Raw genomic sequence first — 25,212 nt, 5'->3', positions numbered from 1 at the left:
ATTAAAAATGTTTAATGCCAAAGTGCTCTGCAAATTAACATCAAAATAAAGCCACGCGACTACTGTAAATAGTCTTCATGTCAGTAATGTGAATAAATAGCGCTAAATTTGAATTGAGGAAAGTGAGAGTTTTTTATCGTATCGATAAATAAAATTTATTAATTTTTATTAGTTAGCCAATTTGACTAAAAAATAGCTATTTATTAATTATTTTGACTTGCTAAAAAATAAAGAAAAACACTTAATCAATTGTTTTTTATGAAAAAATAAAACTGGCATCAAACTTGTTATTAATTAATCGTCATCAACAAAAAGTAGAGAACAAACATGAAAAAATTACTATTAGTTAGCGCATTAATTTGTACGCCAGCCGCTATGGCTCATAACGACAACGATTCTGCAATTTCATTTAGTAACGATGAATGTAACGTCGAATTTAAAAACGATGTACGTATTAAACCAAACGAATTAGAAATTTTTACTGCCAATAATAAAACTATGCAATTTAATGCCCATGGTGACTTAACCGTAAATGGCGAGCTTGTAGCGCTTAATAGCTCACAACGCGAAGCACTGAATAAGTACTCTGACAGCTTACGCACTCAATTACCTGAAGTAGCTAATATAGCGTTAGAGGGTGTTAAAATTGCCGGTGTAGCATTAGAAGAAGTAGGCAATGCATTTAATATTGACGGTCTTGATAATATGTCTGAGCTTATGGACGACATTAAAATTGAGGTAGAAAATACATTTTACCAGCAAGGTACATTTGTAATGGGCCAACAAAGTTTTAATCAATTTGGCGAAAACTTTGAACAACAATTTGAGCAGCAGATAGAAACAGCGGTTGAATCAGCAGTAATGCAATCAATGGGCAGTATTTTAGTGGCTTTAGGTTCTGAGTTACTTGGTTCAGGCGGCGATATGGATGCCTTTGAACAACGCATGGAAAATATGGGTGCACAAATAGAAGAAAAAGTAGAGCTACATGCAAGCGCACTTGAAGAGAGAGCTAACTCTTTATGTGAAAACTTTGCTGATATTGCAAAACAAGAAGAGCAATTAGTAATGCAAGTGCCAGAGCTTAAAGGTTACCAATTATTTAGCTTTAAACTCAATTAGTACAGCAAACGTTATTTAACATCCCTTTGGCAGCACTTAAGTTTACTTAAATGCTGCTTTTTTGTGTTTCCCAAACTTACTTTTTAGCTAATAAAGTGAGCTTACCCAGAGTAATAATTGCTTGCTCTATCTGCTCGCTCCACGGCACACCATAACTTAACCTTACGCAGCTTTTATACTTATTAGAGGCTGAAAAAATAAGCCCAGGGGTAATACTAATACCAACCTCAAGAGCAAGTAAAAATAATTTTTGACTATCGTATTCGCCTCCTAAATCTAGCCACATTACACAGCCTCCTTTTGGATCGCTTATACGTGTATTTTTTGGCATAGTTTGTTGCAAACACCATCGCATACGCTCTTTGTTATCGCGCAGGCGCTGCCTGAGTACCTTTAAGTTACGGTCGTACTCGCCGCTGGCAATAAATTCTGATAACGCCCATTGGTTTATTAACGAAGCGGAGCAACTTAGTGCTCGTTTATATCGCCGCGCTTGTGTTGCAAATTTACCGGCAACGACCCAACCCACACGATAGCTAGGCGCTGCGGTTTTAGAAAAAGATGAGCAACTGATCACTAATCCTTTTTTAGAGTACGCTAAAGCAGGTGTGCCTCGTTTTGCCGTAAAATATAAATCGCCGTATACGTCATCTTCAATAAGCACTACGTCGTGGCTTTCGAGTAACTCCACCAGCTGCTGCCTATTTGTATCTGGCATAAAGCTGCCTACAGGGTTGCTAATTGCTGTCGAGAATAAACACGCTTTTATGTCATGCTCATTCAAAGCGCGATCCAAATCGCTTAACCAAATGCCATTATCTGGGCACAGTGGTATTTCGAGCGCTTTAAGCCCTAAGCTTTCTATTAGCTCTATAATCCCGTGATAACAAGGTGTCTCAATAGCCACTACATCGCCAGGCTTTGTCACGCACTTAAGCGCAATAGCCATGGCCTCTTGCGCACCATTGGTGATAACAAGCTCGTCCATATCAATGCCAATACCAAAATCTAAATAGCGATGCACTAATTGCTTTTTCAGCGGTACAAACCCATCTGTTGGGCCATAGTTTATGGCTTTACTGCCCGCAATTGTCATTACGCGGCGCATGTTTCTGGCGAGTGCTTTATCGGTAGGTGCTGCGGCAATTGGGTTAGCGATACCAAAAGGGACTACGTTCGCTTGATGAATCGCGCTGTACACCTGCTCTATTAAGGCTTGTTTATTTACCACAACAGGTTCGCGACTTAATTTAACTCGCTTAGGTAAATTATGCGCCATGCTAACGACTTTTAAAAAATATCCTGATTTTTCACGCGCCTCTACTAACCCTTGATCTTCAAGTGACTGGTAAGCCTGTTTTACAGTGGAGATACTTATGCTTAAGTTATCTGCCATTTTACGCAGTGATGGAAGTTTTTCGCCGGGGAGTAAAACTTGTTGAGCGCTCATATCTCTAATCAACTGAATAACTTGCTGATATAAAAACTCATGCCCTTGGCTATTTTTTTGTCTTATCATCACACACCAAATCTGTATAGGTTACATTTTTACTTTTCTGTATATGGTAAGTATACAGATAGGTCTTAAAATAGCCATTCAACCGGGCTTTGGAGACTAACCATGAAAAGTGCAGCGCTATACATTACAACCGTTTTAATTTGGGGCTCAACTTGGTTAGCCATAGAGTTTCAGTTAGGTGATATTGCGGTAGAGTTATCGTTATTTTATCGCTTTGCTATTGCAGCGCTTTTAATGTGGTTATATGTAGCGTACAAAAAACCCGACATGCGATTTAAGTTACTGGATCATGGCTTTTTTGTTTTATTAGCCATTTGTAATTTTGGATTAAATTATTTAATGCTTTACTGGGCACAAAATCACCTTACCTCAGCCATGACCTCTATTGCCTTTTCAATGCTGCTGGTTATGAACATAGTCAATACTCGGTTATTTTTTGGTAAGCCAATCTCAAAACGAATTTATACAGGTGCTGTACTCGCTGTATTAGGTATTACGTGTCTGTTTTGGCCACAGTTACAGCAGTTCGACTTGAGTAATGGTGCATTGGTCGGGTTACTACTTGCCCTTGGTGGCACCTTTGTGGCTTCATTAGGAAATATGGTAAGCGTTCGTAATTCTCGTAAACAAATTGGTGTATTGCAAGGCAATGCATGGGGCATGTTATACAGCGCTATAGGCTTGGCTTTATATGTATTAATGAACGATGTGCAATTTAGTTTAAACGCTCCACCAAGTTACTGGCTATCACTACTTTATCTATCAATATTTGGCACTGTAATCGCTTTTGGTTGCTACTTTGCTCTACTTAGAAATATAGGCCCTGAAAAAGCCAGCTACGTTATTGTTTTATTCCCACTAGTGGCAGTAACACTGAGTAGCTTTTTTGAAGGCTTTGAATGGCACGCAAATACCTTTGCAGGATTTAGCCTAGTGCTATTAGGTAACGCCATTGTGCTTACCCCAACAAAACGAATTAACGCCTTTTTAGCTAATAGAGCAATGGCTAAAAGTGGCTCCGTCCCCAGTTAGACGCGTTATTAACGCAACTAACGTAAAAGCGCCTACCCTACTGTAGGCGCTTTTTTATTGGCATATGAAAAAGTAAAGCCTGCCCATGTACACTAATAACGGCAGGAGTTTTACCTACCAGTTCACCATCTGCTTCAATCAATAACCCTTCAGTTTTTATGGAAGCTGTATTTAAGCGACTGTAGTTAAGGTTTTTTATATGCTGATGGCGCTTAAAAAACAACTTCATAAAGCTTATTACGTTATAAAAAAGCCCACCCGATCGCATTTGATAACACTCAAGCAGCCCATCAGTTAAATCTGCTTTTGGCGCTATTTCTAGACCACCACCAAAGTACTTATGATTAGCAAATACGGTAATTAAATTTTTATACTGCCTAACATCGTTATTAAACGTACCTTGTAACTGCTGAGCTTGATAATAAAATAGCTCCTTAATGCTCATCCAACTGTAATCAAAAGATGAAAAACTAGCTTTAGCATTAATCGCTTTAACTACATGAGCATCAAACCCCACCCCTGCAATATTAATAAAATAGCGGCTATTAATTTTTCCTACATCAATTGCTGTCGGTGTATTAAATAGTGCCTTTCGCCAATCATCTTCTTTGCAACTAAACCCTCTCGAGAAATCGTTACCTGTACCGCAAGGCAATAATGCTAACGTACAGCTACTCCCTATTAACGCATTAACCGCCAAGCTCAATGTACCGTCTCCGCCAAGTACAACTACTTTGGTAAATTTACTCAGTAGCAACCTTATTTGAGCGCAGTCATCGTTAAAGTTTCCCGTTGTAGTAAACATACAATAAGAAAAACTGCGTTTTTTACAAATGCTTTTAAGCCATATTAGTGATTTTTCACTCTGTTTTTTTGTACTTGGTTTAATAATTATTAGTAGTGACAAGCTTTTGTTTCCAACAATGTATTTAAGAACGAATAAAAAAGAGTTTAATTGAGTTTTTTTAATCTGAATAACTAGTCAAAAAGTTTGTTTAAAATGCATATAAATAAATAAAAAAACACAGAAACACCAGTATTGGCGAGAGTAAAGCCGATTTTATTTTAACTATTTATGCAAAAACCATAATAAAAAACACTGAACCGCACGTTAATAAAATCAATAAGGATTAGTTTAACTAATCCGTCAGGCTCAATTTTTATCGTTGTCTTTTTAATCAAACAACGTGCAAAATGCACGCGATTTCAACATATACAACCCGGAGCAAAATAATGAAACCAATTAACACATTAAATCAAACAGCAGCAGCTCAAGTAGCAGTTAAACCAACTAACCGTAAAGCAAGAATGTTAGCTAGACTTAACACTATTGGTAAAAGACTAGCACTTAGCGGCGCAGCTCAATATAAATAATCACCCAACCATGATTATTTTTCGGTGCAGCGAACACTCAACCACTAAATGAAGTCACTTATTTAGCTCCCCCTTGTTTGCTGCAACCTATTTATTTTATTAAAAATTGCCTTAATTTCCCCTTATTTACAAAAAAAACCTCATTTACGTACATTTTTTAGGCAAACAGTCATTTTGCTATTTACACAGCGGTATCACCTAAGTATTATTCTGCGTCACGGAGAGATGGCAGAGTGGTCGAATGCACCGGTCTTGAAAACCGGCATGGGTTTATAGCCCATCTAGGGTTCAAATCCCTATCTCTCCACCATATTTTAATTGGTGGCTTTTTTTTACTTCCATCAATACAAACGGTTATGCGTTGGAGAGGTGTCCGAGTGGCCGAAGGAGCTCCCCTGCTAAGGGAGTATAGAGTTTGTAGCTCTATCGAGGGTTCGAATCCCTCCCTCTCCACCATACTTAATTTAAACCACTTGATTGTGGTTTTTTGTGCCTAAAATTTAACACCGATACTAAATTGGGAGGGTGAGAACCCTCGACAGGGTTCGACAAAATGTCTGGAACATTTTGGGCCGCTGCAAGCGTCGCGCAGCGATTGATTACATGGATGTAAGCAAGTCTATCCCTCCCTCTCCACCATACTTAATTTAAACCACTTGATTGTGGTTTTTTTTGTGCCTAAAATTTAACACCAGTACAAAATTGGGAGGGTGAGAACCCTCGACAGGGTTCGACAAAATGTCTGGAACATTTTAGGCCGCTGCAAGCGTCGCGTAGCGATTGATTATATGGATGTAAGCAAATCTATCCCTCCCTCTGGACCATACTTAATTTAAACCACTTAATTGTGGTTTTTTTGTGCCTAAAAATTATAAAAACTAAACAAATTGTGCCTAGTAATAACTTAGGGCATTATTAACACAACTTTAGCCACTTTAGGTTTAGCTATGATCCGGTTCATATTGCTATCAGTTTGCGCGGCAGCACCATTTTTTACCTTGGCACAAAGTACAACAGTGTATAAGTGTGTAATTAAGGGCGTTCCTACCTTTAGCCAAACGCCTTGCGCTAAAGATGCACAAGTTATTACTCTTAAAGATATAAACGTAATTGAAGCATACAAAAGCTCTACACCCGGTAAAGGTATTACCGACACCTCTGTGGATGACTACTTAGAAGTTCAACAAATAGAACGTGAAATAAAGCGCCTTGAGCTATCTATTGCACAAAGCCAAAAAGAATACGCAGCTAAAAAACAGCAAATAGATTACATGACTCAAGATAAAGCCAATCGTTTAGGCGCTTCGTCTATTGCTGATGCTATCGCAACTAAAACAAATTCGTTAAAGCAAGCTTACGACGCATCAATTAATCAAACGCAGCAAAAAATAGAGTCATTAAAACAAAGAAAGCAGCAGCTTAGCCAAAACCCTTAAGCGCTCGTTTTACTATAGAAATAAACTGCGCAACGTCTTCTTGAGTATTATAAATATGTGGCGATACTCGTATCCCAAATTTACGGGCATCTACACTGACTTTCGCTTTATTAAGCGCTGTAAGTACATGGTCTTGCTGCTTGTTAAAAAACAAAATAACTGTCCCGCTGCATTTATCACTACTCATAGGTGATGCAACATATTTGCCTAGTTGCTCATGAATAAGCGTAAGCATAGCTAAGTTATGCACCCTTACCTTGTGAGCAGTTAGCTCTGCAAAGTAAGCAATGCTATTTGCGGCAATAATATAAGGTGCTACAGAGGGAGTGCCCCCCCAAAATTTGAGCGCACTGGCGTTATATTCAAAGTGGTTTATATTGAACTCAAATGGATTTTGATGCGAAAACCAACCCACATCTTTAGGCTCACAATACTCTATTTGGTTTTTGTTAACCCATAAATAAGCTGCACCTGGGCCACCACATAACCATTTAACGCTCGAGCCAATCATAAAGTCAGCATCGAGTACGCTTAAATCAAGCGGTATCACACCCGCTGATTGAGCAACATCAATTATTGACAAGCTATTGGTTAATTTACTTATAGCTACAATATCGTATACAGGCGCCTGTACACCTGTATTTGAATACACATGGCTTATAAAAACTAAATCGATATCACAAGTTATATAACGCTGCCAAACACTAATATCAGTTAGGTTTTCGTGCTCTGGTATAAACATAATTTGTGCGCACTCTGGCAATGCTTTTTGCATTGCAAAACCCATGCTCGGAAAATCACTTTGCGCCATTAGCACTTTGCAATTTTTTTGCTGTAACCGAGGGTGCGACATAAGCAACTTTGTTAAGCCACTTGATAAATTAACTTGAGGGCAAAACTGCGAACTAGGCGCATTAAATAACTTACCAAGTGCGGTAGTAAATTGCTCAACTGCGGGCAGCCATTGCTGCCAAGGTTCTTGATTTGAGCTCTCCCACGGTAAAAAATAGCGCTCTGCTAAATATTGCTGCGTATTTTTAAGAGGACGCCCTACCGAGTGGTTTAGTAAATAACAGCCATCGGCCATACAAAAATCATTTTTAAGCATGCTATTTAACCCATTCTTTAAGTGTATTTAGATCATCAAAACGTGTTTTTATATCGTCGCGTTTTGCGCTGGCTCGCCTATCTCTTAATTTTTCGAGCGAATCAAGCAACACATGAAGCGGCGGACCACTTGCTGTTACCTTGCTCATATGCTGCTGTTGCATATTTTTTGAAGGCTGAGCAATAAACTTTTCAACCAGTTGATTATGATGACCGACTGCGGTGTCACCATGTAATTTACACACTTGGATAAATAACGTTGCGTGGCTTTTAAACCAATCTGTATTTTTATGTTGCTCTGCTTGTAAAAAGTCATCCATAAAGCTTTGCATACGCATGGCTTCTCGCAGGGTTTGTTGATCCTCTGGCATCATATATAAAAACTTATCCACCAGCATTTGCGAGTAACTAGGCTCGTTTGCACTACACAGCCCTAACAGCATATCAATCACGTTAATACCTGCAAAGTCACCAGCATTTGCGCCTCTGTAAACCTCTTTACCTACACGGTACGGTTTATAATAAGGGCGAACACAGTTAAAAAAGCGATCTGTATCGAGCTCAGAATAAAGTGCATTGTTTGCCTCAATTACATTTATAAGTGCCTGTTTAGCTACTTTTAATAACTCACCACATAAAGGATGCGAAATCCCCAGTGGTAATATTTTTAATAATGCATCACTTGCCCGTTTGTAGGCCAAAATGCCTTGAGTGTTATAATCAAGAAATAGCTTTTCGTCGGGTAAATTAGTAAATCGTTTATAAATACCGTTAAGTGCTTTGTTATGAGTAGTTAAGTGGGCGGTAGCAAAACGAGGAGTTACGCCAATCGATGCGCCTATATGCATAGCAAGCGCTGAAGCATCTATTAGTGGGGAGCTGGTTTCTCTGCTTGGTTCGGTAATTTCATGGCGCCTACACGCTGCCATAAATAATCCTACGTTACCGAGTAAGTCAAAAGCACTATCAAAGCCTTGATCTGTGTTTCCCTCGGCTAATAAATTGCTAATTAATACGTTGCCTTCTTTTTCTAATTGTTGCTTTAAGGCCTCGCCTACCCCTTCTACATTGGCTTTATCGGTTTGCTGCCAATAAAGCTGCTCTAATTCACTATTTAAAGTGACAAACTCTGTTCGTATCCAGTGATCGAAAATAGCGGTATGTGTGTTCATTGGTGTGCTCTATTATTTTTATAGTTAAATGCTAACAGAGTTCAATGAGGGTAAAACGCCAAAAAAATTAGTAAAAACTGCAATACTTAGCAATAATCACTACAAATATAAAAATAATTAATAAAAGCCGACAACTATGTTAGATAAAAAAGATCAGCAATTACTCATTGCACTGCAAAGCCAAGCTCGTATGTCGGTTTCAGACTTGGCCAGCAGTATTAACCTATCGGATACACCTTGCCTAAGGCGTATAAAAAAGTTAGAGCAAGAAAACATTATTACCGGCTACCACGCCGCCATAAATCCTAAAGCACTTAACCTTAATGTGTTGGTATATGCGTTTGTGCGATTAAGCCAAAACTCGGTAAGTGCTGCAGAGCAATTTGAGCAACATGTAGAAAAATTACCACATGTATTAGAGTGTTGTGTAATATCAGGAAGCTATGATTATTTATTAAAAATCATTGCACATGATCTTGAGAGCTACGAAACGTTTGTAAAACATCAACTAGGTAGTTTAAGTTGTATTGCAAATATAGAATCAACAGTCGTGTTAAAGCAGTCATTTAGCAAAAAACAGTTACCATTATAAAAATAACCAAAATAACTTACTGTTAGCTATACTGATATTTCAAAACGATAATAATAATTGCTTGGACCTTATGTGAAAAATTTTAACTCTAAAAATCATTCCATTATTTTTTACATTATGTTTGCTTTAGCATATTTTTTAGTCGGCATAGCACTCACTAAACTTGCTTTTAACTCGCAAATAATTCCAATTTGGTTACCTGCCGGCATAGCTCTAGTCGGTTGTTATATTTGGTGGTGGCGCTTTATCCCGCCTTTATTTGTAGCTGCAATTGCGTTTAACCTAAATATTTTTGACAGTTCAGCTCATGAGCTAGTCCTGGTCGGCAACTCATTCAACGAGGCAATGTATATCGCCTTTGGTGTTGTTATACAGGCAATGGTCGGCGCAGCTCTTTTAAAGTATTGGCTTGGTCACCCGCTGCGCTTTAAAAAGCGCAAGAATATAATTTACTTTATTTTAGTCATAGCCATATTGGTCAGCTTAATTTCAGCTAACTTTGGCGTATTCGCACTGAGTCAATTTAACTCAATTTACAGTATTGATAATCATTGGAATAATGTTATTTACTGGTGGCTTGGCGATACATTAGGGGTATTAATTGCGACTCCGTTTTTACTTTCTTTATTACCACAAAAGTCTAATCAACATACTATATCGGCATTTCCGACAATTGCAGTATGCTCAGTTTTATTTTTATCAGTCGCGGTAACAACACAATTATACGATCAGGAAAATCGTATAAGCACTATTAAAATTGCCGAACGTGAAGTCCACGTTATAGAAAACAGCCTTTATAGATATACAAATCGCAGTATTATTGCAGTGCAGAGCTTAGCAAGTCAGGTTCAATCATCTCCCATGCTGAGCCAGCAAGATTTTTATTCTTATGCTAGTCAGTTACTAACTCAATACGAGTTTATTAACGCTTTATCGTGGAATGCAAAAATACCTCAAGATCAATGCGAAGTCTTTGCTCAAGAAATATCAAACATTTACCATTTAGATATTGATATAGTTGGCGAACCTCTTGAAATTAACGATCCCCTTGTTATAGTAAAATACATAGCTCCTTTTAATGGTAATCAAAAAGCGATTGGCTTTAATGTATTTTCAAACCCTGATCGAAAAAACTCTCTGCTTAACCCCGCTATAAAGTACATGCCAGTCGGAACTAAAATAATTCAGTTGGTGCAAACCAAACAACCTAAACCAGCCTATTTATTATTTGCCCCTGTGTACTCTCAATATAACGATGAAAAAACAATTAAAGGCTATGCCACTGGTATATTTTTAGTGCGTAGTATTATTGAGCAGGCCATTTCTAAAGAACAGTCTGATATGTTTTCGATTGGTATATACGAAGATACAAACACACCGCCGTTTTATAGTAATTACTCTCAAGATGTTCAGCAAGCCAAAGGTAGCCGTTTAATGTCGTTTGACGTGGACTTTGCAGGGCAAAAATGGATTGTAAAACTAGCCCTTAAAGAAAGCTTTTTAACACAACATAATAGCCAACTAACTCTATTATTGCTCATACTCCAAGTTGCCGTATGTTCTTTAATTTTAATGGTTTTACTGCTGTTTAATCAGCAACAAATTGCACTTACACGTCAAGTTGCTGAGCGTACACACTCACTCGCACAAGCAAAGCAGCAGTCTGATTTAGCTAATCAGGCTAAAAGCCAATTTTTAGCGAATATGAGCCACGAAATACGTACACCATTAAACGCCGTTATTGGTTTTTCTTCACTTGCTCGAGAAACAGACAGTGCAAGTACACTCATTGGCTATTTAGATAAAATAAACTCATCATCTAAAAGTTTATTAAACTTAATTAATGACATTCTTGATATATCAAAAATAGAATCCCAAAAGTTAGTTATTGAATCTATTGCATTCGACCTAGGTGCCTTAATAACACGCATAGACAATATGTTTGAACAAAGCGCACTTAACAAAGGTATTAACTGGCAAGTTAACTCAAAGCTACCTTTAAATACCTGGTTTATTGGTGATCCTATGCGAATTGAGCAGGTATTACTTAATTTATGTAGTAACGCGATTAAATTTACAAGCCAAGGCAGCGTTACTTTAAACATAGAAACAGAGTTTACTGCCGCCAATAAAGTACAGCTTGTTATAAACGTTAGTGATACCGGAATAGGTATAAAACCAAGCCAGCATAAAAAATTATTTAACGCATTTACCCAAGCTGATAGCTCTACCTCAAGGCAGTTTGGCGGTACAGGGCTTGGCTTAACAATAGCAAAAGAGCTAAGCCAATTAATGGGGGGAGAAATAGCCCTTAAAAGTGAAATAGATAAAGGCTCTACTTTTACATTTTCAATGCGATTAGAAACAACAGAACCTAAAAAAGAACATGTTATTACATTTGATAATACTAATATTACTTCGCTAGACATTTTGGTCGCAGAGGATAACCCAGTAAATCAAATGGTTATTAAAGCGATGCTTGGCTCGTTAGGGATTGTGCCGTATATGATAGAAAACGGTGAGTTGGCGGTCGATATAGTGAAAAAACAACATTTTGATTTAGTCCTTATGGATTGCCAAATGCCTATAATGGATGGCTATAGAGCAACTGCACTGATTCGGCAGTTTAAAACCAAACAAGAACTCCCGATTATTGCTTTAACTGCCGACGTAATGCCAGAGGATAAAGCACATGCACAAGCAGTTGGATTTAATCAACATCTTGCAAAACCGCTTGAACTCATTAAGCTAACCGAGTGTCTTGTCCAATATGCAGAAGTTAATGAACAATAGTGGTTTAATTTTAAGAATAGTTTTAAGAGTATTTTTAAGAGTAGCTTTTGGTTTTGTTTTAAGTGTTTTTTCTCATACAGCTGTCGCTCAAAACTGTATATCGCAGGCGAGCAACTTTAAATTTATAACAAAAAGTAAGCAACAAGGCTTATTACGCTTTGAAAATGAGCACAACCACCAGCGCTTTAATTACCACGCCCTTTTGCCATTTAACGATTACTTAGATTTTGCATATAAACATATAAATAAAGCCAATCCACGTGCAAATATGCCATGCCCTGTTATTACACAAACCTATCAGCAATTAGTAACACAAGGTACGCGAAAACCTGACCCTACTATTGCAGATATTATTGCTCCTTTTGAGCTCACGCATCCAAACAGTAATAAAGTTGCACTACTAATCCACGGGCTAACTGATTCACCCTTTACGTATCACGATTTAGCACAAGTGTATTATCAGCAAGGCTATACTGTGCGTACTATTTTATTACCAGGACATGGAAGCGCCGCAAGTGCGTTACTCAATGTAGACGTTAGCCAATGGCAACAAGCAATAAAATACGGTATTGAACGCTCCGTACAAGACTTTGATGAGGTGATACTCGCAGGTTACTCTACCGGTGCAGCGTTACTTATTGATTACGCAACCAAACACACTGTATCCCCTAAAATTAAAGCGCTTATGCTTTATTCGCCAGGCTCCGAGCCACATAATAAGTACGGCTGGATAGCAAAGTGGATTGATGCCATACCCTTTGTTAATTGGATTGATAAAGACGCCGATGTAGACTTTGCTAAGTATGAATCATTTTCTTTAAATGCAGCTGCCGCTTCATACGATGCAATGTCACTTGCAAGCGTAAGTAGTTTAAACAAACGCCCTGCACTTAAATTGCCTATTTTTAGTGTACTTTCCGACATTGATACCACGATAGATACGCGTGCCACGCTAAAATTATTAAGTGCATTACACCAAGGTAATTCAACCGAATATAAACCGCTCGATACTTTAGTACTTTATGGAAGCACTGATATTTTACCGCCAGACTTTGCTAGTGACTACACAGTAAATAATCCGCAATGCACAACACCTCAATGTAAAAAGGTTCATGGTATATCGCATATTGCTGTTGTTAACTCACCGCAAAATCCACATTATGGAATTAACGCAACTTATCGCAATTGTGGCAGCTTTATTAACGACGAGTCCCTATATAAAACATGTAAAACAACTAAAAACCCACAACTAGGAGAGCATACAAGCGCCAACTTAAAACACTATCCGGCTTTACAGCGCTTAACTTATAATCCTCATTTTACCGAGCTTAAAATGCAAATTAGTACGTTTATTAAAAACGTAGAACAGCTTAGAACAACTACAAGGTAAGTAGTCATGGGAACGTTTTCGCACCAATGGTTTAGCAGTATTAATGAGATTGATCAGGCGCAGTGGCAACGTTTATTTGGTGATGAACCATTTACTCAACATGCTTTTTTATATGCCCTTGAACAAAGCCAATGCGTAACACAAAAAAGCGGTTGGCAGCCCCATCACCTCGCTATTTTTGAAAATGATACGCTCGTTGCACTTGCACCCGGGTATTTAAAAAGTCATTCATACGGCGAGTATGTATTTGACTGGGCATGGGCTGAGGCATACGAAAAACACGGTTTAGAATATTATCCCAAGTGGCTATCTGGCATTCCCTTTAGCCCTATTGAAGGCAAGCGTATTGCTATCGAGCACGCTAACCCAAATACGGTATATCAGTACATTACAGAGCAACTTAGCTTACACAGTGCTCAGCAAGGATGGTCGGGATGGCATGTTAACTTTTGCGATCAAGCTCAAGCAACATCATTAACTGAGCAACACGCCATGCTAAGAGTGGGTGTGCAGTTTCAGTGGTTTAATAAAGGTTTTGAAACCTTTGACGACTTTTTGCAAATACTTAGCTCACGCAAACGTAAATCCCTTAAAAAAGAGCGAGCTAAAATAGCGCAACAGAACATTGATATTGAATGGCTGCAAGGAACGCAAATTACGCCCGAGATAATGCAATTGTTTTGTGAGTTTTATCAGCGCACCTACTTAAAGCGCTCTGGTCATTTGGGCTATTTAAATATGGAGTTTTTTACGCTTTTACATGCCTTAATGGCTAACAGTCTCGTTATTATGCTGGCCAAAAAAGACGATAACGTGATTGCTGCAACACTTAGTTTAGTAGGTAAAAATACGCTTTATGGGCGCTACTGGGGAGCAAGTGAGGAAGTAGATTCGCTGCACTTTGAATTGTGTTATTACCAAGGTATTGAGTTTGCAATAAAGCATAAACTCAACTGTTTTCATTCTGGTGCACAAGGTGAGCACAAAATAGCACGCGGATTTGAACCCGTGCTTACCTACTCTGCTCACCATATTGTTGATGGCGACTTCAGTAATGCAATAAGCGACTACTTAAAGCGTGAACGCGGCCATATTGATATATATAAAGAGCAATGTAGCTCATTACTGCCGTTTAAAAACGAGTAACTGATTATTTGCAGGCATGGCTGTATCGCTAATAAGCGTAAGCCCTGCTTGCTTAGCTAGTTGTTCAACTGCTTCAAAATCTCTTATTCCACTTAACGGATCGCGCTCTTTTAAAAAGGCACTAAAGTCATCATTACTTGGGCTGGTAAATTCACCTTGGTATTTGAATGGCCCATAAATACACAACATACCGTCGCTATTTAAGTGGCGTTTAACACCGTCAAAAAAACGCTCAACTAATTGCCAACTTACAATATGAAATGTGTTTGCAGTATAAATAGCGTCAACCTTATCTACTGGCCACTCATTATTTAAATCAAGCTCAAGAGGTGCATGCAAATTAGTTAAATTAGCTTCGCGGTGCCATAAGTTAATCCCTTCGTGGTTTATAGCGCGATCACTTGTATGCCATTGTAAATGTGGTAATTGCTCTGCAAAAAAAACACTATGCTGGCCGGTTCCTGAGCCAACTTCGAGTACTGTTTTAGTATTTTTTAATACGTCCTTTAATTGCTCTAAAATAGGGGTTTTATTGTTTTCACAGGCTTGTGAAAATGGCTTTGTCATTACTGTGCACCAAAATTGTAGATTAATGCACAACAGTAAAGCAAATTTAGCTTATTTTGTCGTGATGAAAAAAAGATAATTTTTAAACACTATAACTATCATATGGTTGAGCTAATTTATTATGATTGGTACGTAATATGCTTTTATATAACTAACCCACTAAAGGGTTTAACTTATATTAAATTTCAAAGGATAAAATTATGCATATACCCCCTTATACCGCTGTAGACGCAGCTATTGCTATAACCGAAAAAACCACCGACGATCATAGTTACGCCGTTGATATGAGAGCAACAGTAATCGATTTACTTTCGCACCCTAAACATAATCAACAGGCGATGACCAAACATGAAACAGATCAGATATTTATTCTTGGCTACAATTAAAACTCAAATTAGTATCGCAAATAATTTTTATAATAACTGTTTACACTGAAACCGATTAAATGTAATGATAACTATTATCGTTAACTTAAGTCGGTTTTTTTATGTCTTCAAATTATGCCCAGCATCGTTACCATCAAGAACTCTCTTGCCATTGCTTAAGACCTGGTCTGCATGCACCCATGCTCGTTGCCGATTACATAGAAACCGCCCTTAACGTCGCCAAAAAATTTGAGCAACAACGTAATCCCTTGCTTCAAGAGTTTTATCTTAGACGCACACACCATGAAATTATGAACAAAATGTGCGACCCTCTTATACATAATGCTATTCGTAAACAATGTTTAGAGCAGTTATACAAACCTTTATTAGCACTAAAATGGTTTTATAAAGTGCATAACAATACTGCACAATTTTTAATACTTGAGCGTGAAGCTCGTATTCTTAGTCACGAATTCAACCCTTTTTAAGGAGCACACTTATGAGCAACTTTAGAACAGAATCAGACAGCATGGGCGAACTAAAAGTACCTACTGATGCGCTCTATCAGGCGCAAACACAGCGAGCGGTTAATAATTTTGCCATTAGTGGCTTACCTATGCCAAAGCAATTTATAACTGCACTGGCTTATATAAAACAAGCCGCTGCACAAAGTAACTGTGAGCTAGGCCATTTAAGCAAAGCTAAAGCCGATGCAATTGAGCAAGCTTGTCAAAGTATCATTGATGGCGAGCATGTTGAGCATTTCCCCGTTGATATTTTTCAAACTGGTTCAGGCACAAGCTCAAATATGAATGCCAACGAAGTTATTGCAACGCTTGCTAGCCGATTAGGCAGTGAAAGCATTCACCCTAATGATGATGTAAACATGGGGCAAAGTTCTAACGATGTAGTCCCTACTGCTATCGCACTCAGTAGCGCAATAAATGTAGTGTATGAATTACTTCCTTCGCTTGAAAACTTATCGCAAAGCCTGGAAAAGAAAAAAGCTGAAGTAGGCCATATAGTTAAAACGGGCCGTACGCATTTAATGGATGCAATGCCTGTAACGTTTGATCAAACACTAAGTGCATGGCAGTCACAAGTTAATCATGCCGCAGCAGGAATTAGACATAGCTTAGAGCGTGTATGCGAACTTGCACAAGGCGGTACAGCCGTTGGAACAGGAATAAATGCCGACCCTAAATTTGCAGCAAAATTTACAGAAAATCTGAGTGCCAATGTAGGTATTAGATTTACGCCCAGTAGTAACTTTTTTTATAATATAGGTTCACAAGACGCCATCGTCGCACTTTCTGGGCAATTAAAAGTACTCGCTGTCGCACAAATGAAAATAGCCAACGACCTACGCTGGATGAACTCAGGACCACTTGCAGGTTTAGGTGAAATAGAGCTTGAAGCGCTTCAACCAGGCTCATCCATTATGCCAGGTAAGGTAAACCCAGTAATACCAGAAGCCGCAGCCATGGTAAGCGCACAAGTTATTGGCAACGACGCCACTATTACCGTAGCAGGTCAAGCGGGTAATTTTGAGCTAAACGTTATGCTGCCAGTCATTGCGTATAATATTTTACAAAGCATAGAATTACTTGCCAATAGCGCGCAGGCATTGGGCGATAAAGCCATTGCCAGCTTTAAGGTAAATCAGCCTAATATAGATAAAGCGCTCGCTAAAAATCCAATTTTAGTGACGGCACTTAACCCGGTGATAGGTTATGAAAAAGCAGCAAAAATAGCAAAGCAGGCTTATAAAGAAGCCCGCCCTATTATTGATGTAGCCGAACAAGAAACTGATTTACCACGCAGTGAACTCGAAAAACTACTTAACCCCACCAAACTAACGCAGGGTGGACTTTAACAAAACGGTATTTTTCACGGCTTTAATTACTTGATAATATAGTTTTTATTGCCGTAAAAAATGCACCGTGTATGATAGTGATGAATATTTCATCACTATCAAGGTTTGTTATGCGTACCCCATTGTTAGCCATACTTTTACCACTGTGTTTAACTGCATGCTTAGATAAAGCACCCACTGAAACGCAGCAAGTAACAATCACCTCAGAAGCTGAAGCACCAAAGCAAGAGCTACAAAAGCTAAAAGAAAACACTCAATTACAGGAAAATACTAAAAAGAACGTAGTTGCTGAAAAAATACCAAAAGCTGATTTAAAAAACGTTTCAATAGACGATATAAAAACAGCTAAAACCGAATTAAATACGCTAATTACAGATAAGCAATGTGATACCAGCACCCAATGCAGAATAAGTGCAGTAGGCAGTCGCGCATGTGGTGGGCCAAGCAGCTTTGTTGTGTACTCAACAAACGCAGCATCTGAGGAACAAGTAGCTGTCCTTAGCGACAAAATTACTAAGCTTGAAAGTAGTTATAATTCACAAAAAGGGATGATGAGCATTTGTCAGCATTTAACAACGCCAAGCACACAGTGTGTTGAAAATAAATGTGTTAAACTTGAAGGCTCAGCGGTAAGTGCATTTTAAGGATAACGTTATGAGTTGTTTACCATCGGCAATTAAACTATCAATTTTAAGCATTGCTAGCAGCATTTTATTACTAAGTGGTTGTGCTAGTACTGTGACGTCAAATGAGCAAAGTAAAAACTTATCTGACTTAAACTATGATCTGAATAACATGGTGAGTAATAACAGCTGCACTGCAAGCTTTCAGTGCAAAGTACTTGAAGTGGGCGCCCGCGCATGCGGCGGACCGAGTAAATATGCTGTTTATTCAACGCTAAACACATCTCAAGAAGAAGCAGAACAGCTTGCTCAACAAATAACAAAACAAGAAAACATACAAAATAAAGCACAAGGCTTAACTGATTGTTCTCCTGTACTTGAAGTGCAATCGCTGTGTATTAACCACCAATGCCAGTCGTTTGATATAAAATAAAAACGGCCGCGTATAAGCTAATTTCAGCGTTAACTTAAATACGGAATTAACGCTGAAATTACTACCACCAGTACCACGCAAATACCAGCTTTAATAATGTATTTCATGGGCATTGTTTTAAGCACCCAATATGCATAAATAAAACGTACAAAATAACTCGCCGCAGTACCAAACAACGCAAAAATAATTAAGTAAGCAATTAAAACAATATTCATAAAAACCTAATTAAATTATTTCACTTTTTTATTTTTAGTGTGAGCTATTAATAAATCAGCTACTTGTTGTTTTACGGCTCGCTTATCATCGCTTTGTACATCAAAGCGACTGGCTAGTTGCGCTATTTCATCATCATTTAAGTTAAACGATAAACGTTGACGCGTTTTTTTAGACTTTACGTCTAAGCCAAGTATTTTTCGGATCATATCTGACGGCGTTAGCTCTTGATCAATTGCCTGCTTTTTTATCAGCTTTTGAACTTCGCTGCTTAGATCGAATGCCATTTGTGTGGCACGTACAGCTTGTTCCTGACGTAACCACTTATCTTTAGCATCACTCACTTAGCATCTCCGGGAAACAAGTCTACAATGTCTGACATTGGACGAATGAGCGTTAGCGATACTTCGGTTTCGCCGCCATCCCAAATTTCGATATTTAAACCAAAGCCTTCATTATCTGACGCTAAGCAAATCATTTCACATGGCTCACCACCTTCTTGCTCATAACGAGGTAATGCTTGGTTGCGGTAGTCTTTATTATGGAAATAACACACATAAGGCGACTCGCTTTGTTGGTAGCTTTTAGCTAAAAACTGCATAAAGCGCTCTGGTGTATTTTGCACTGTAATGTGGGTTAACGACTCTTCATCAAAAATACGCGCAAACTCATCAAGGCTAAATATCTCTTCAACTTCGTTTCGCTGAATTTTAATAGAAAAGTTAGCCCACTCTTCGCCGTCATCTTGCTCAATTTGTAAAAATACAACTTGGCCGCTATTTGTCTCAAGTACAAATTCAGTATCACTACTGTGCTGATATTGGTAAGTCTGAATATCAGTAACACGTAACGTTTCACCCTTTAACCATGCAGGATAGGCAAATGAATCAATAACGCTAAACATGTCGCCTTTTTTAAGATCGCTCGGATGATTAAGTTGACGTTCTGGCTCTTTTTTAGATTTGAAAAAATTAAACATAGGAAGGCTGCCTTCTAAGCAAAAAAGGTAACTGAGAAAAACTCGGTTACCTTTTTAAAGTATAAACGTAATGGTTAGCTATTTTGCTTCGCTTTGATGCGAGCTAAAATATCAGCGCTTTTTGGACTTGTGTCGCCAATGCCTGCTTCAGCCATTTTTGCTTTTAAGTCATCGCCATTTACGTCTGACTCAAGTTGCTTTGCAGCACCAAGCTGGTCACTTCGATCTTGTTGGCGCTGTTTAATACGTTCAAGCGATTGACGAGCCGATGTCATAGACGAGCTGTTTGTATTAAGCGTGCTGTTAACAGCCATTGTTGCTTGCTGTACGCTTTCAGTGGTTTTAACCATTGTAAGCTGACGCTGATTCTCTTTAATCGATTTTTCAGCATCTTTAACTTGCTGCTTAAGCGCAACAATGTGATTGCTAAAGCCAGACAATACTTGCTCGTTTTCAGCTTTTTCAGCTTCAAAGTCACCAATTTTTTCTGCAATTTCTAATGCTAATGCTTCGTTGCCCTTTTCAAGAGCTTGGCCTGCATACGCTTCATGTTCAGCGATTGATGCATCTACAGCGCTAATTTTACGCTTAGTTTGCATTTCTTTGGCCATTACTTCAGTAAGGCTTTTTTTAGCACGGTGAAGTGCATTTTGCGCGTCTGCAATTTCTTGCTCAAAAATACGGATGCCATTTTTGTCTACAATTGCTTCGCCTGCTTCACGAGCGCCGCCACGTACTGCTGTAAATAATTTTTTTAAAATACTCATAATCTTAACTCCACTAACTAGCTATTAATCGTTTAAATACAAGGTCACGGCTTCTAGTGCATCGATAGCGTTATCGGCTAATGTCACTAGTTCGTGGGTAACGTCATCCAATGATGAATTTACCGACAGTGCACCAAAAATCGCGTATTTGTTATCGATTTTAGCAAATGCACTCAGTGGAATTGGCACGTTTAAACGTAGTAATGTTTCGTTTAACTCGTTGCGTAATTCACTTTTAACTTCATCTTCGTCAAACAAGTAGCTAATACATAATAACTGCTCTTGCGTTTGCGTAACAAAAATTGGAAGCTCATCATTTCCATCAACAATGACTTGTAAAACATCTTGCTCGCCTGGGTTGGCAATCAAGAAAGACTCAAAGTTAGCGCCTTCAGTTTCAAAAGAAGCTAATTTTATTGAAAGTTCATTTAATTCCATGTCTCTGCCTTTTGTCGTTTGACATATTATGTCTGAGTTAAGATTCTCATGGTCGACATATTATGTCAACCATGTTTTATTAGTTTTTATACAATTCGCTTTCTATTTGCCATGCAGTTCGGTAGTAATCATACAACTGACCAGACCCTAACCTATTGACCTCAATACTTTTAACTTGTTCAAAGTAGTGGTTAGGAAATACAAAACTTGCCAATAAATATTCTTTACTAATCCATCTTGATGGCACAGGCATAGCCGTCGCATCATTAATACGGCCACTGGCCGACTGCCCCATTTTAGTCGCTATAGTCCAGCCCCACTGCCCAAAAGAAGGTATGTTTTGCTGATACTGCTCAACATACTCAAACCCAGCAGCTTTAACTGTTTTAGCAATGCTTAAAAACGCTTTTTTAGCGTGATAAGGTGAGGTTGATTGAACCGCCATTGCGCCATCGGGTGCTAATAACTGCCGTACATGATTATAAAAGTAGTCACTGTACATTTTATTTAGATCAGGATGATTAGGGTCAGGTAAATCAATTAAAATAGTGTCGAACTGCTTAGATTGATCAAGCAGTTTTTCAACTTCTAAAAATGCATCACCCACAATTATGTTGGCTCGCGAATCATGCATCGATTTATTGTTTAGCTGTAGCAATCGCTTATTGATGTGCTCTGGCGGCGTAAAGTCACCGTCTTTATGACCAAATAAATTGAGTAGTTGCGCGTCTAAATCTATTAGCGTTACTTCACTTACAGGCCACTTTAAAACATCTCTAAGTGCAAGCCCGTCACCACCACCAATTATTAATACACGGTCGTGTCTGTTAGAGGCAAGCATTGCAGGGTAAACCAGCATTGAGTGATATATTTGCTCATCAATACTTGAGAACTGTAAACGCCCATTTAAATATAAATCGGTAATTGGCTGAGGTTGGTTTTTGCTTAATCTTTCGGTTAAAACTACGTGTTGGTATTTAGTTGCTTGCGAATAAATTACTTTATCTTTGTATAAAACATTACTTAGACTGTTCATCCAGCTACTGCCAAATACTAAAATAAAGCCAAATAATGCCAGTAATACTATATGGCAAACTAAAAGTGCCTTAGCAAAGCGCACATGGGTATGGTAGCGCCATAAAAACGCGAGCCCCGCAATGATATTAAATAACGCCGTCCACGCTGCAGCTTGCATTATAGGCATTGAGAGCATGATACTTACCCAAATGGCTGCACCAATACCAGCACCAATATAATCGGCACCATAAATAGTCCCTGCGTTGTTTTCTAAAAACCGACCATAAACATGCTGACGAATACGCGCTATAAGCGGTATTTCCATACCAATAAATAAGCCCAGTATTAAACCAAAAACATAAGGTAGAAAACGTGACCACTCTTGTAGCTTTTGAAATACGTAACCATTAAGTACAACATCAGGGGGTAAATTAAAAATGCTCGAAAATAAATGAGGAAGAGAATAACTAACTGCTATTACACCCGCTATCGCTAAAATGCAGCCCATGCCAACCAAAGCAATAATGCTTTCTAGCCAAGCAAAAGCGGTAAATGCATCTTTAAACCAACGCGCTAAAAAAGCGCCTAAGCCCATTGCTACAATCATAGTACCGATCATGGCGTAAATAGCGCTCTCTACCGAGCCAAGTACACGGCCCGCATAATGAGACAGTAAGTATTCATAAATAAGGCCGCACCCAGCAAGCACGGCCATAACAGTAATAAGTAGTATATCGTGCCCAAGTAAGCGAGACTTACTTGGGCTAGTTGTGGTTGATGACACTGATTATGCGCCTAGTAATGTTGCCATAGTGATACCTACAGCAAATGATACTGCTGCAGAAATAGTAGCTACACCTACATTTTTTTGACGATTAACTTCATCGGAAATATCGCAACCAGATAAAATTATTTTAATTGTCACTAAGTGCAAAATAATAAATGCAACAAGGCTCACTACTGCGCTAATAGCCCAGTATAGTAAACTCGCATTAATATTATCAGCCGCGTAAGGTGCAACACCCGTTGCTGCTGTAATAGCTAATGCACTACCGACTAAAAATCCAGCGTAACGAATACCCACAGCTAAGTTACCATCAACAATTGCTTGTTGTAGGCAGTCGCCACTTTTATTTGTACGCTTAAATAACTGCACTCGGTACTGGCTAACAAGTAGTAATACAACACTACCTATAATAAAGGCGGCAATTACAATTGGAAGACCATGCCAGCCGTCAGTAGCCACCCATAAAAGAGCTGAGCGAATAACGATAGCAACACTGACAACATGGCCAAAATCAATTATTGAAGCTGTAACGTTACCTTTAACGATTTCGTCGTGCAGGCTTACTTTACGAAGAGCTACTTTATCTTGAAAAAAGTGACCCAACTTAATAAGTACAATTGCTAATGCGCCATAAGCTAACATTTGTAGTGCTTCTTGTTGCAGTGTTGCAGCAAAAGCTCCGCTACTTACACCCGTTAATACAATCGCCAGTGCCACTAAGCCAGCGGCAAAGCTAATACCAAAAGCAAAGTTATCACGCTCTGTTATTTCATCATTTGCATGTAAGTTTGAAACCCAGCCTTTTATATATTTAAGGCTTACAAATAATAAAACAATAATTGCAAAATCAATCGCCAGCGCTTGCAGTGACCACATAGTTATTCCATTAAATTCATACATATTATTCTAACTCCAACTTTATTCTTTTACTTACCACGGCTCACGCCACGAGAGGTTCTGCTACCGCTATCACGCACCGATCCTGAGCTATTGCTATAACTGCTCGAACGAGAATAACTACTGCGGCTTTTTGCTGGCGTATAACTACTACGGCTTAAACCTGATGCACCTGTTTTTTTACTCGCATAAGGGCTTGTAAACTGCTTACCTTGGCGTTGGTATGTTTGGCGCGTGCGTGTTTCTAGCGCGCTTTGGGTTTTAATTTGTTTAGGGCTTGAATAACGCGAGCGGCCATAGTCATTGTAATAGCTATACTTTCGGCGCTTACTCCAGCTTCCGTATTCAACACGATCAAATACATCACCTAAAATACGGTACATTCCGTACCATTGCCAAAAGCTAATACCGTTACTATTTGATTGCCAGTTACCATAGTTAGGGTTACCTACCATTTGGTTACCAACACCCTCACCTTCAGCTTGCTTACTAATTGCGCCTACACGCGCTAAAGTGCCTTTGGACATATCAGCTAGCATATTAATAGGATCGGTTAACGCATCAGAAAATAGCGTAGGTTTAGATGCATCACGCAACAAATCAATGCTATGTAACGTATCTTCGTAAGGAGGAATTAAGTAAGTTCCTTTAATCTCTTTAAGTCGCTGTGTTAAGCCACTATAAAGTGCGCCTTGGCGCGTTGCATCAAGGGTAATTACATCAACAACTTTTGTAAGCTCTGGTTGTTGTTTTTTAAGAAGCTCGCCATATTCTTTAAGTAACACAGCATTGCGTACACTTCCATTATCGAGTGCAGTACCAAGCTGAGACAGCTCCGTATCTACCTTTTTAATAGACTCTTGAATTGTTTGTTGCAGCTGCTCTTCTTTCGATTGACAACCCATAAGCACTGCGAACAAACAAAACAGGCTTATAAGTTTCCAAGCTTTAATATTCGACATTCATGTCACCTGATTTACTAAATTAACTGAGGTAGTTTTACACAGGTCACTTATTAAACCAAGAATGAAATTGCAACAAAATGAGAAGAAGTAGCTAGCTTTTAAATCAGACTGTGATTTAGTGAAGATATTGAGTCGTATCGTGAGGTTAGAATTGAAGTAGAAGCTTTATAATACCAATCTGCTTATATATGGGGTCTATTTAACGTTAAGAAAATTACGCTAGAACTAGGCAAAAATTTTTGTATCTAGTAGTTCTAAATAAAAAATTTTAACGACGTATAGTGCAATTTAATTCGTTAAATTGATTAAAGATTTATGCAGGTTGGTATAAGGGTACTTTCGGTACTTTCAGCGTAGGGAGTCGCGGCGCTCACCCGACCTACGTGCTAGGTGTTGATGTGTGTACATTAATTACGCTTATTTTACTTTTCTGCAGACGTAAAAAAGCCCGAATCGTTAGATCCGGGCTTTCTACAATTTAAAGTTGGTGCGCTACGCAGTAGGATGTCGTAGTGCCCACAGCGGTGGAGAGTCATAGTGAAAATGCTGCGTACTCATTGCTGAGCGGAGATTTTTCATGATTTTAACGTCGGTAGTCGCTA

26 protein-coding genes and 2 tRNA genes are annotated in these 25,212 nt (G+C 38.6%); 15 read left to right on the top strand and 13 right to left on the bottom strand.

Features of this window, described 5'->3' with window-relative positions; translation table 11 throughout:
• The first annotated feature begins 327 nt into the window (after positions 1-327).
• The gene (locus tag I6F40_RS15715) at positions 328-1,122 is read left to right on the top strand and encodes a YggN family protein (RefSeq protein ID WP_166378623.1); all 795 of its coding nucleotides are present in this window, start codon (positions 328-330) and stop codon (positions 1,120-1,122) included.
• 76 nt (positions 1,123-1,198) lie between these two features.
• Here the strand turns inward: I6F40_RS15715 and I6F40_RS15710 are convergent, their stop codons facing one another.
• On the bottom strand, positions 1,199-2,641 hold the full coding sequence (locus I6F40_RS15710; protein WP_166378625.1) for an aminotransferase-like domain-containing protein: 1,443 nt from the start codon (positions 2,639-2,641) through the stop codon (positions 1,199-1,201).
• A 102-nt stretch (positions 2,642-2,743) separates the two neighbouring features.
• On the opposite strand from I6F40_RS15710, the gene I6F40_RS15705 reads away from it, so the two are divergent.
• Positions 2,744-3,673, top strand: a complete 930-nt coding sequence (locus I6F40_RS15705) for a DMT family transporter (protein ID WP_007579798.1) — start codon at positions 2,744-2,746, stop codon at positions 3,671-3,673.
• Between the two features lie 37 nt (positions 3,674-3,710).
• Here I6F40_RS15705 and I6F40_RS15700 read toward each other — a convergent pair whose 3' ends face one another.
• Positions 3,711-4,580, bottom strand: a complete 870-nt coding sequence (locus tag I6F40_RS15700) for a diacylglycerol/lipid kinase family protein (RefSeq protein WP_166378627.1) — start codon at positions 4,578-4,580, stop codon at positions 3,711-3,713.
• A 326-nt stretch (positions 4,581-4,906) separates the two neighbouring features.
• Between I6F40_RS15700 and I6F40_RS15695 the strand changes: the two genes are divergently transcribed.
• From I6F40_RS15695 to I6F40_RS15680, 4 genes are all read left to right on the top strand, one after another.
• Positions 4,907-5,047 (top strand): hypothetical protein, encoded by a 141-nt coding sequence (locus I6F40_RS15695; RefSeq protein WP_010554841.1) that lies wholly within the window; start codon positions 4,907-4,909, stop codon positions 5,045-5,047.
• Between the two features lie 219 nt (positions 5,048-5,266).
• Positions 5,267-5,357: transfer RNA gene (locus I6F40_RS15690), tRNA-Ser, on the top strand.
• Positions 5,358-5,410: 53 nt separating this feature from the next.
• Positions 5,411-5,503: transfer RNA gene (locus tag I6F40_RS15685), tRNA-Ser, on the top strand.
• A 491-nt stretch (positions 5,504-5,994) separates the two neighbouring features.
• Positions 5,995-6,483 (top strand): DUF4124 domain-containing protein, encoded by a 489-nt coding sequence (locus I6F40_RS15680; protein ID WP_007579794.1) that lies wholly within the window; start codon positions 5,995-5,997, stop codon positions 6,481-6,483.
• Here I6F40_RS15680 and I6F40_RS15675 read toward each other — a convergent pair.
• Both I6F40_RS15675 and I6F40_RS15670 read right to left on the bottom strand, forming a co-directional pair.
• Entirely contained in the window at positions 6,467-7,591 is a 1,125-nt protein-coding gene (locus I6F40_RS15675; RefSeq protein ID WP_166378629.1) for an aminotransferase class V-fold PLP-dependent enzyme, read from the bottom strand. The two genes, I6F40_RS15680 and I6F40_RS15675, sit on opposite strands and share 17 nt — an antisense overlap.
• A gap of 1 nt (position 7,592) precedes the next feature.
• Entirely contained in the window at positions 7,593-8,762 is a 1,170-nt protein-coding gene (locus tag I6F40_RS15670; RefSeq protein WP_197193185.1) for a PrnB family protein, read from the bottom strand.
• A 136-nt stretch (positions 8,763-8,898) separates the two neighbouring features.
• On the opposite strand from I6F40_RS15670, the gene I6F40_RS15665 reads away from it, so the two are divergent.
• The 4 genes from I6F40_RS15665 (at position 8,899) to I6F40_RS15650 (ending at position 14,683) form a co-directional block, all read left to right on the top strand.
• Positions 8,899-9,354, top strand: coding sequence for an Lrp/AsnC family transcriptional regulator (locus tag I6F40_RS15665; RefSeq protein ID WP_007579788.1), 456 nt, complete (start codon positions 8,899-8,901; stop codon positions 9,352-9,354).
• A gap of 72 nt (positions 9,355-9,426) precedes the next feature.
• Positions 9,427-12,147: an ATP-binding protein gene (locus I6F40_RS15660; RefSeq protein WP_166378633.1), complete on the top strand. Its 2,721-nt coding sequence runs from the start codon at positions 9,427-9,429 to the stop codon at positions 12,145-12,147.
• A complete protein-coding gene (locus tag I6F40_RS15655; protein WP_166378635.1) occupies positions 12,137-13,537 on the top strand; it encodes an alpha/beta hydrolase in 1,401 nt (466 codons plus the stop codon). The genes I6F40_RS15660 and I6F40_RS15655 overlap by 11 nt, the downstream gene beginning before the upstream one ends.
• Positions 13,538-13,543: 6 nt before the next feature.
• A complete protein-coding gene (locus I6F40_RS15650; protein WP_166378637.1) occupies positions 13,544-14,683 on the top strand; it encodes a GNAT family N-acetyltransferase in 1,140 nt (379 codons plus the stop codon).
• Here I6F40_RS15650 and I6F40_RS15645 read toward each other — a convergent pair.
• Positions 14,660-15,250 (bottom strand): DUF938 domain-containing protein, encoded by a 591-nt coding sequence (locus tag I6F40_RS15645; RefSeq protein WP_166378639.1) that lies wholly within the window; start codon positions 15,248-15,250, stop codon positions 14,660-14,662. The two genes, I6F40_RS15650 and I6F40_RS15645, sit on opposite strands and share 24 nt — an antisense overlap.
• A 200-nt stretch (positions 15,251-15,450) precedes the next feature.
• On the opposite strand from I6F40_RS15645, the gene I6F40_RS15640 reads away from it, so the two are divergent.
• The 5 genes from I6F40_RS15640 to I6F40_RS15620 all read left to right on the top strand — a co-directional run bounded on the left by I6F40_RS15640 (position 15,451) and on the right by I6F40_RS15620 (position 18,547).
• Complete coding sequence (locus I6F40_RS15640; RefSeq protein WP_010554833.1) at positions 15,451-15,636, top strand: hypothetical protein; 186 nt, start codon at positions 15,451-15,453, stop codon at positions 15,634-15,636.
• A 101-nt stretch (positions 15,637-15,737) separates the two neighbouring features.
• Positions 15,738-16,103, top strand: a complete 366-nt coding sequence (locus tag I6F40_RS15635; protein ID WP_231609379.1) for a hypothetical protein — start codon at positions 15,738-15,740, stop codon at positions 16,101-16,103.
• 11 nt (positions 16,104-16,114) lie between these two features.
• Complete coding sequence (locus I6F40_RS15630) at positions 16,115-17,491, top strand: class II fumarate hydratase (protein WP_166378641.1); 1,377 nt, start codon at positions 16,115-16,117, stop codon at positions 17,489-17,491.
• Positions 17,492-17,601: 110 nt separating this feature from the next.
• Positions 17,602-18,135 carry a hypothetical protein gene (locus I6F40_RS15625; protein WP_024592229.1) on the top strand — a complete coding sequence of 178 codons (534 nt, stop codon included), beginning with the start codon at positions 17,602-17,604 and terminating at the stop codon, positions 18,133-18,135.
• A 10-nt stretch (positions 18,136-18,145) separates the two neighbouring features.
• Entirely contained in the window at positions 18,146-18,547 is a 402-nt protein-coding gene (locus I6F40_RS15620; protein WP_024589501.1) for a hypothetical protein, read from the top strand.
• Between the two features lie 29 nt (positions 18,548-18,576).
• On the opposite strand, the gene I6F40_RS15615 is transcribed toward I6F40_RS15620, so the two are convergent.
• The 8 genes from I6F40_RS15615 to I6F40_RS15580 all read right to left on the bottom strand — a co-directional run bounded on the left by I6F40_RS15615 (position 18,577) and on the right by I6F40_RS15580 (position 24,607).
• Positions 18,577-18,762 carry a hypothetical protein gene (locus I6F40_RS15615; protein ID WP_024592231.1) on the bottom strand — a complete coding sequence of 62 codons (186 nt, stop codon included), beginning with the start codon at positions 18,760-18,762 and terminating at the stop codon, positions 18,577-18,579.
• A gap of 15 nt (positions 18,763-18,777) precedes the next feature.
• Positions 18,778-19,104, bottom strand: coding sequence for a hypothetical protein (locus I6F40_RS15610; RefSeq protein WP_010554828.1), 327 nt, complete (start codon positions 19,102-19,104; stop codon positions 18,778-18,780).
• Positions 19,101-19,739, bottom strand: a complete 639-nt coding sequence (locus I6F40_RS15605) for a DUF4178 domain-containing protein (protein WP_166378643.1) — start codon at positions 19,737-19,739, stop codon at positions 19,101-19,103. The genes I6F40_RS15610 and I6F40_RS15605 overlap by 4 nt, the downstream gene beginning before the upstream one ends.
• A gap of 74 nt (positions 19,740-19,813) precedes the next feature.
• A complete protein-coding gene (locus I6F40_RS15600) occupies positions 19,814-20,506 on the bottom strand; it encodes a PspA/IM30 family protein (protein ID WP_004335088.1) in 693 nt (230 codons plus the stop codon).
• Positions 20,507-20,530: 24 nt separating this feature from the next.
• Entirely contained in the window at positions 20,531-20,944 is a 414-nt protein-coding gene (locus I6F40_RS15595) for a YjfI family protein (RefSeq protein WP_004335098.1), read from the bottom strand.
• Between the two features lie 79 nt (positions 20,945-21,023).
• On the bottom strand, positions 21,024-22,745 hold the full coding sequence (locus tag I6F40_RS15590) for a polyamine aminopropyltransferase (RefSeq protein WP_166378645.1): 1,722 nt from the start codon (positions 22,743-22,745) through the stop codon (positions 21,024-21,026).
• 3 nt (positions 22,746-22,748) lie between these two features.
• On the bottom strand, positions 22,749-23,648 hold the full coding sequence (locus I6F40_RS15585) for a DUF350 domain-containing protein (protein WP_024589503.1): 900 nt from the start codon (positions 23,646-23,648) through the stop codon (positions 22,749-22,751).
• A gap of 26 nt (positions 23,649-23,674) precedes the next feature.
• The gene (locus I6F40_RS15580) at positions 23,675-24,607 is read right to left on the bottom strand and encodes a CHAD domain-containing protein (RefSeq protein ID WP_166378647.1); all 933 of its coding nucleotides are present in this window, start codon (positions 24,605-24,607) and stop codon (positions 23,675-23,677) included.
• Between the last annotated feature and the right edge of the window lie 605 nt (positions 24,608-25,212).

The organism is Pseudoalteromonas sp. SWXJ133 (assembly GCF_015864365.1).
Lineage (GTDB): Bacteria > Pseudomonadota > Gammaproteobacteria > Enterobacterales > Alteromonadaceae > Pseudoalteromonas > Pseudoalteromonas arctica.
The sequence above is the reverse complement of the archived record's forward strand: the minus strand, read 5'-3'. Positions and strand labels throughout refer to the sequence as shown.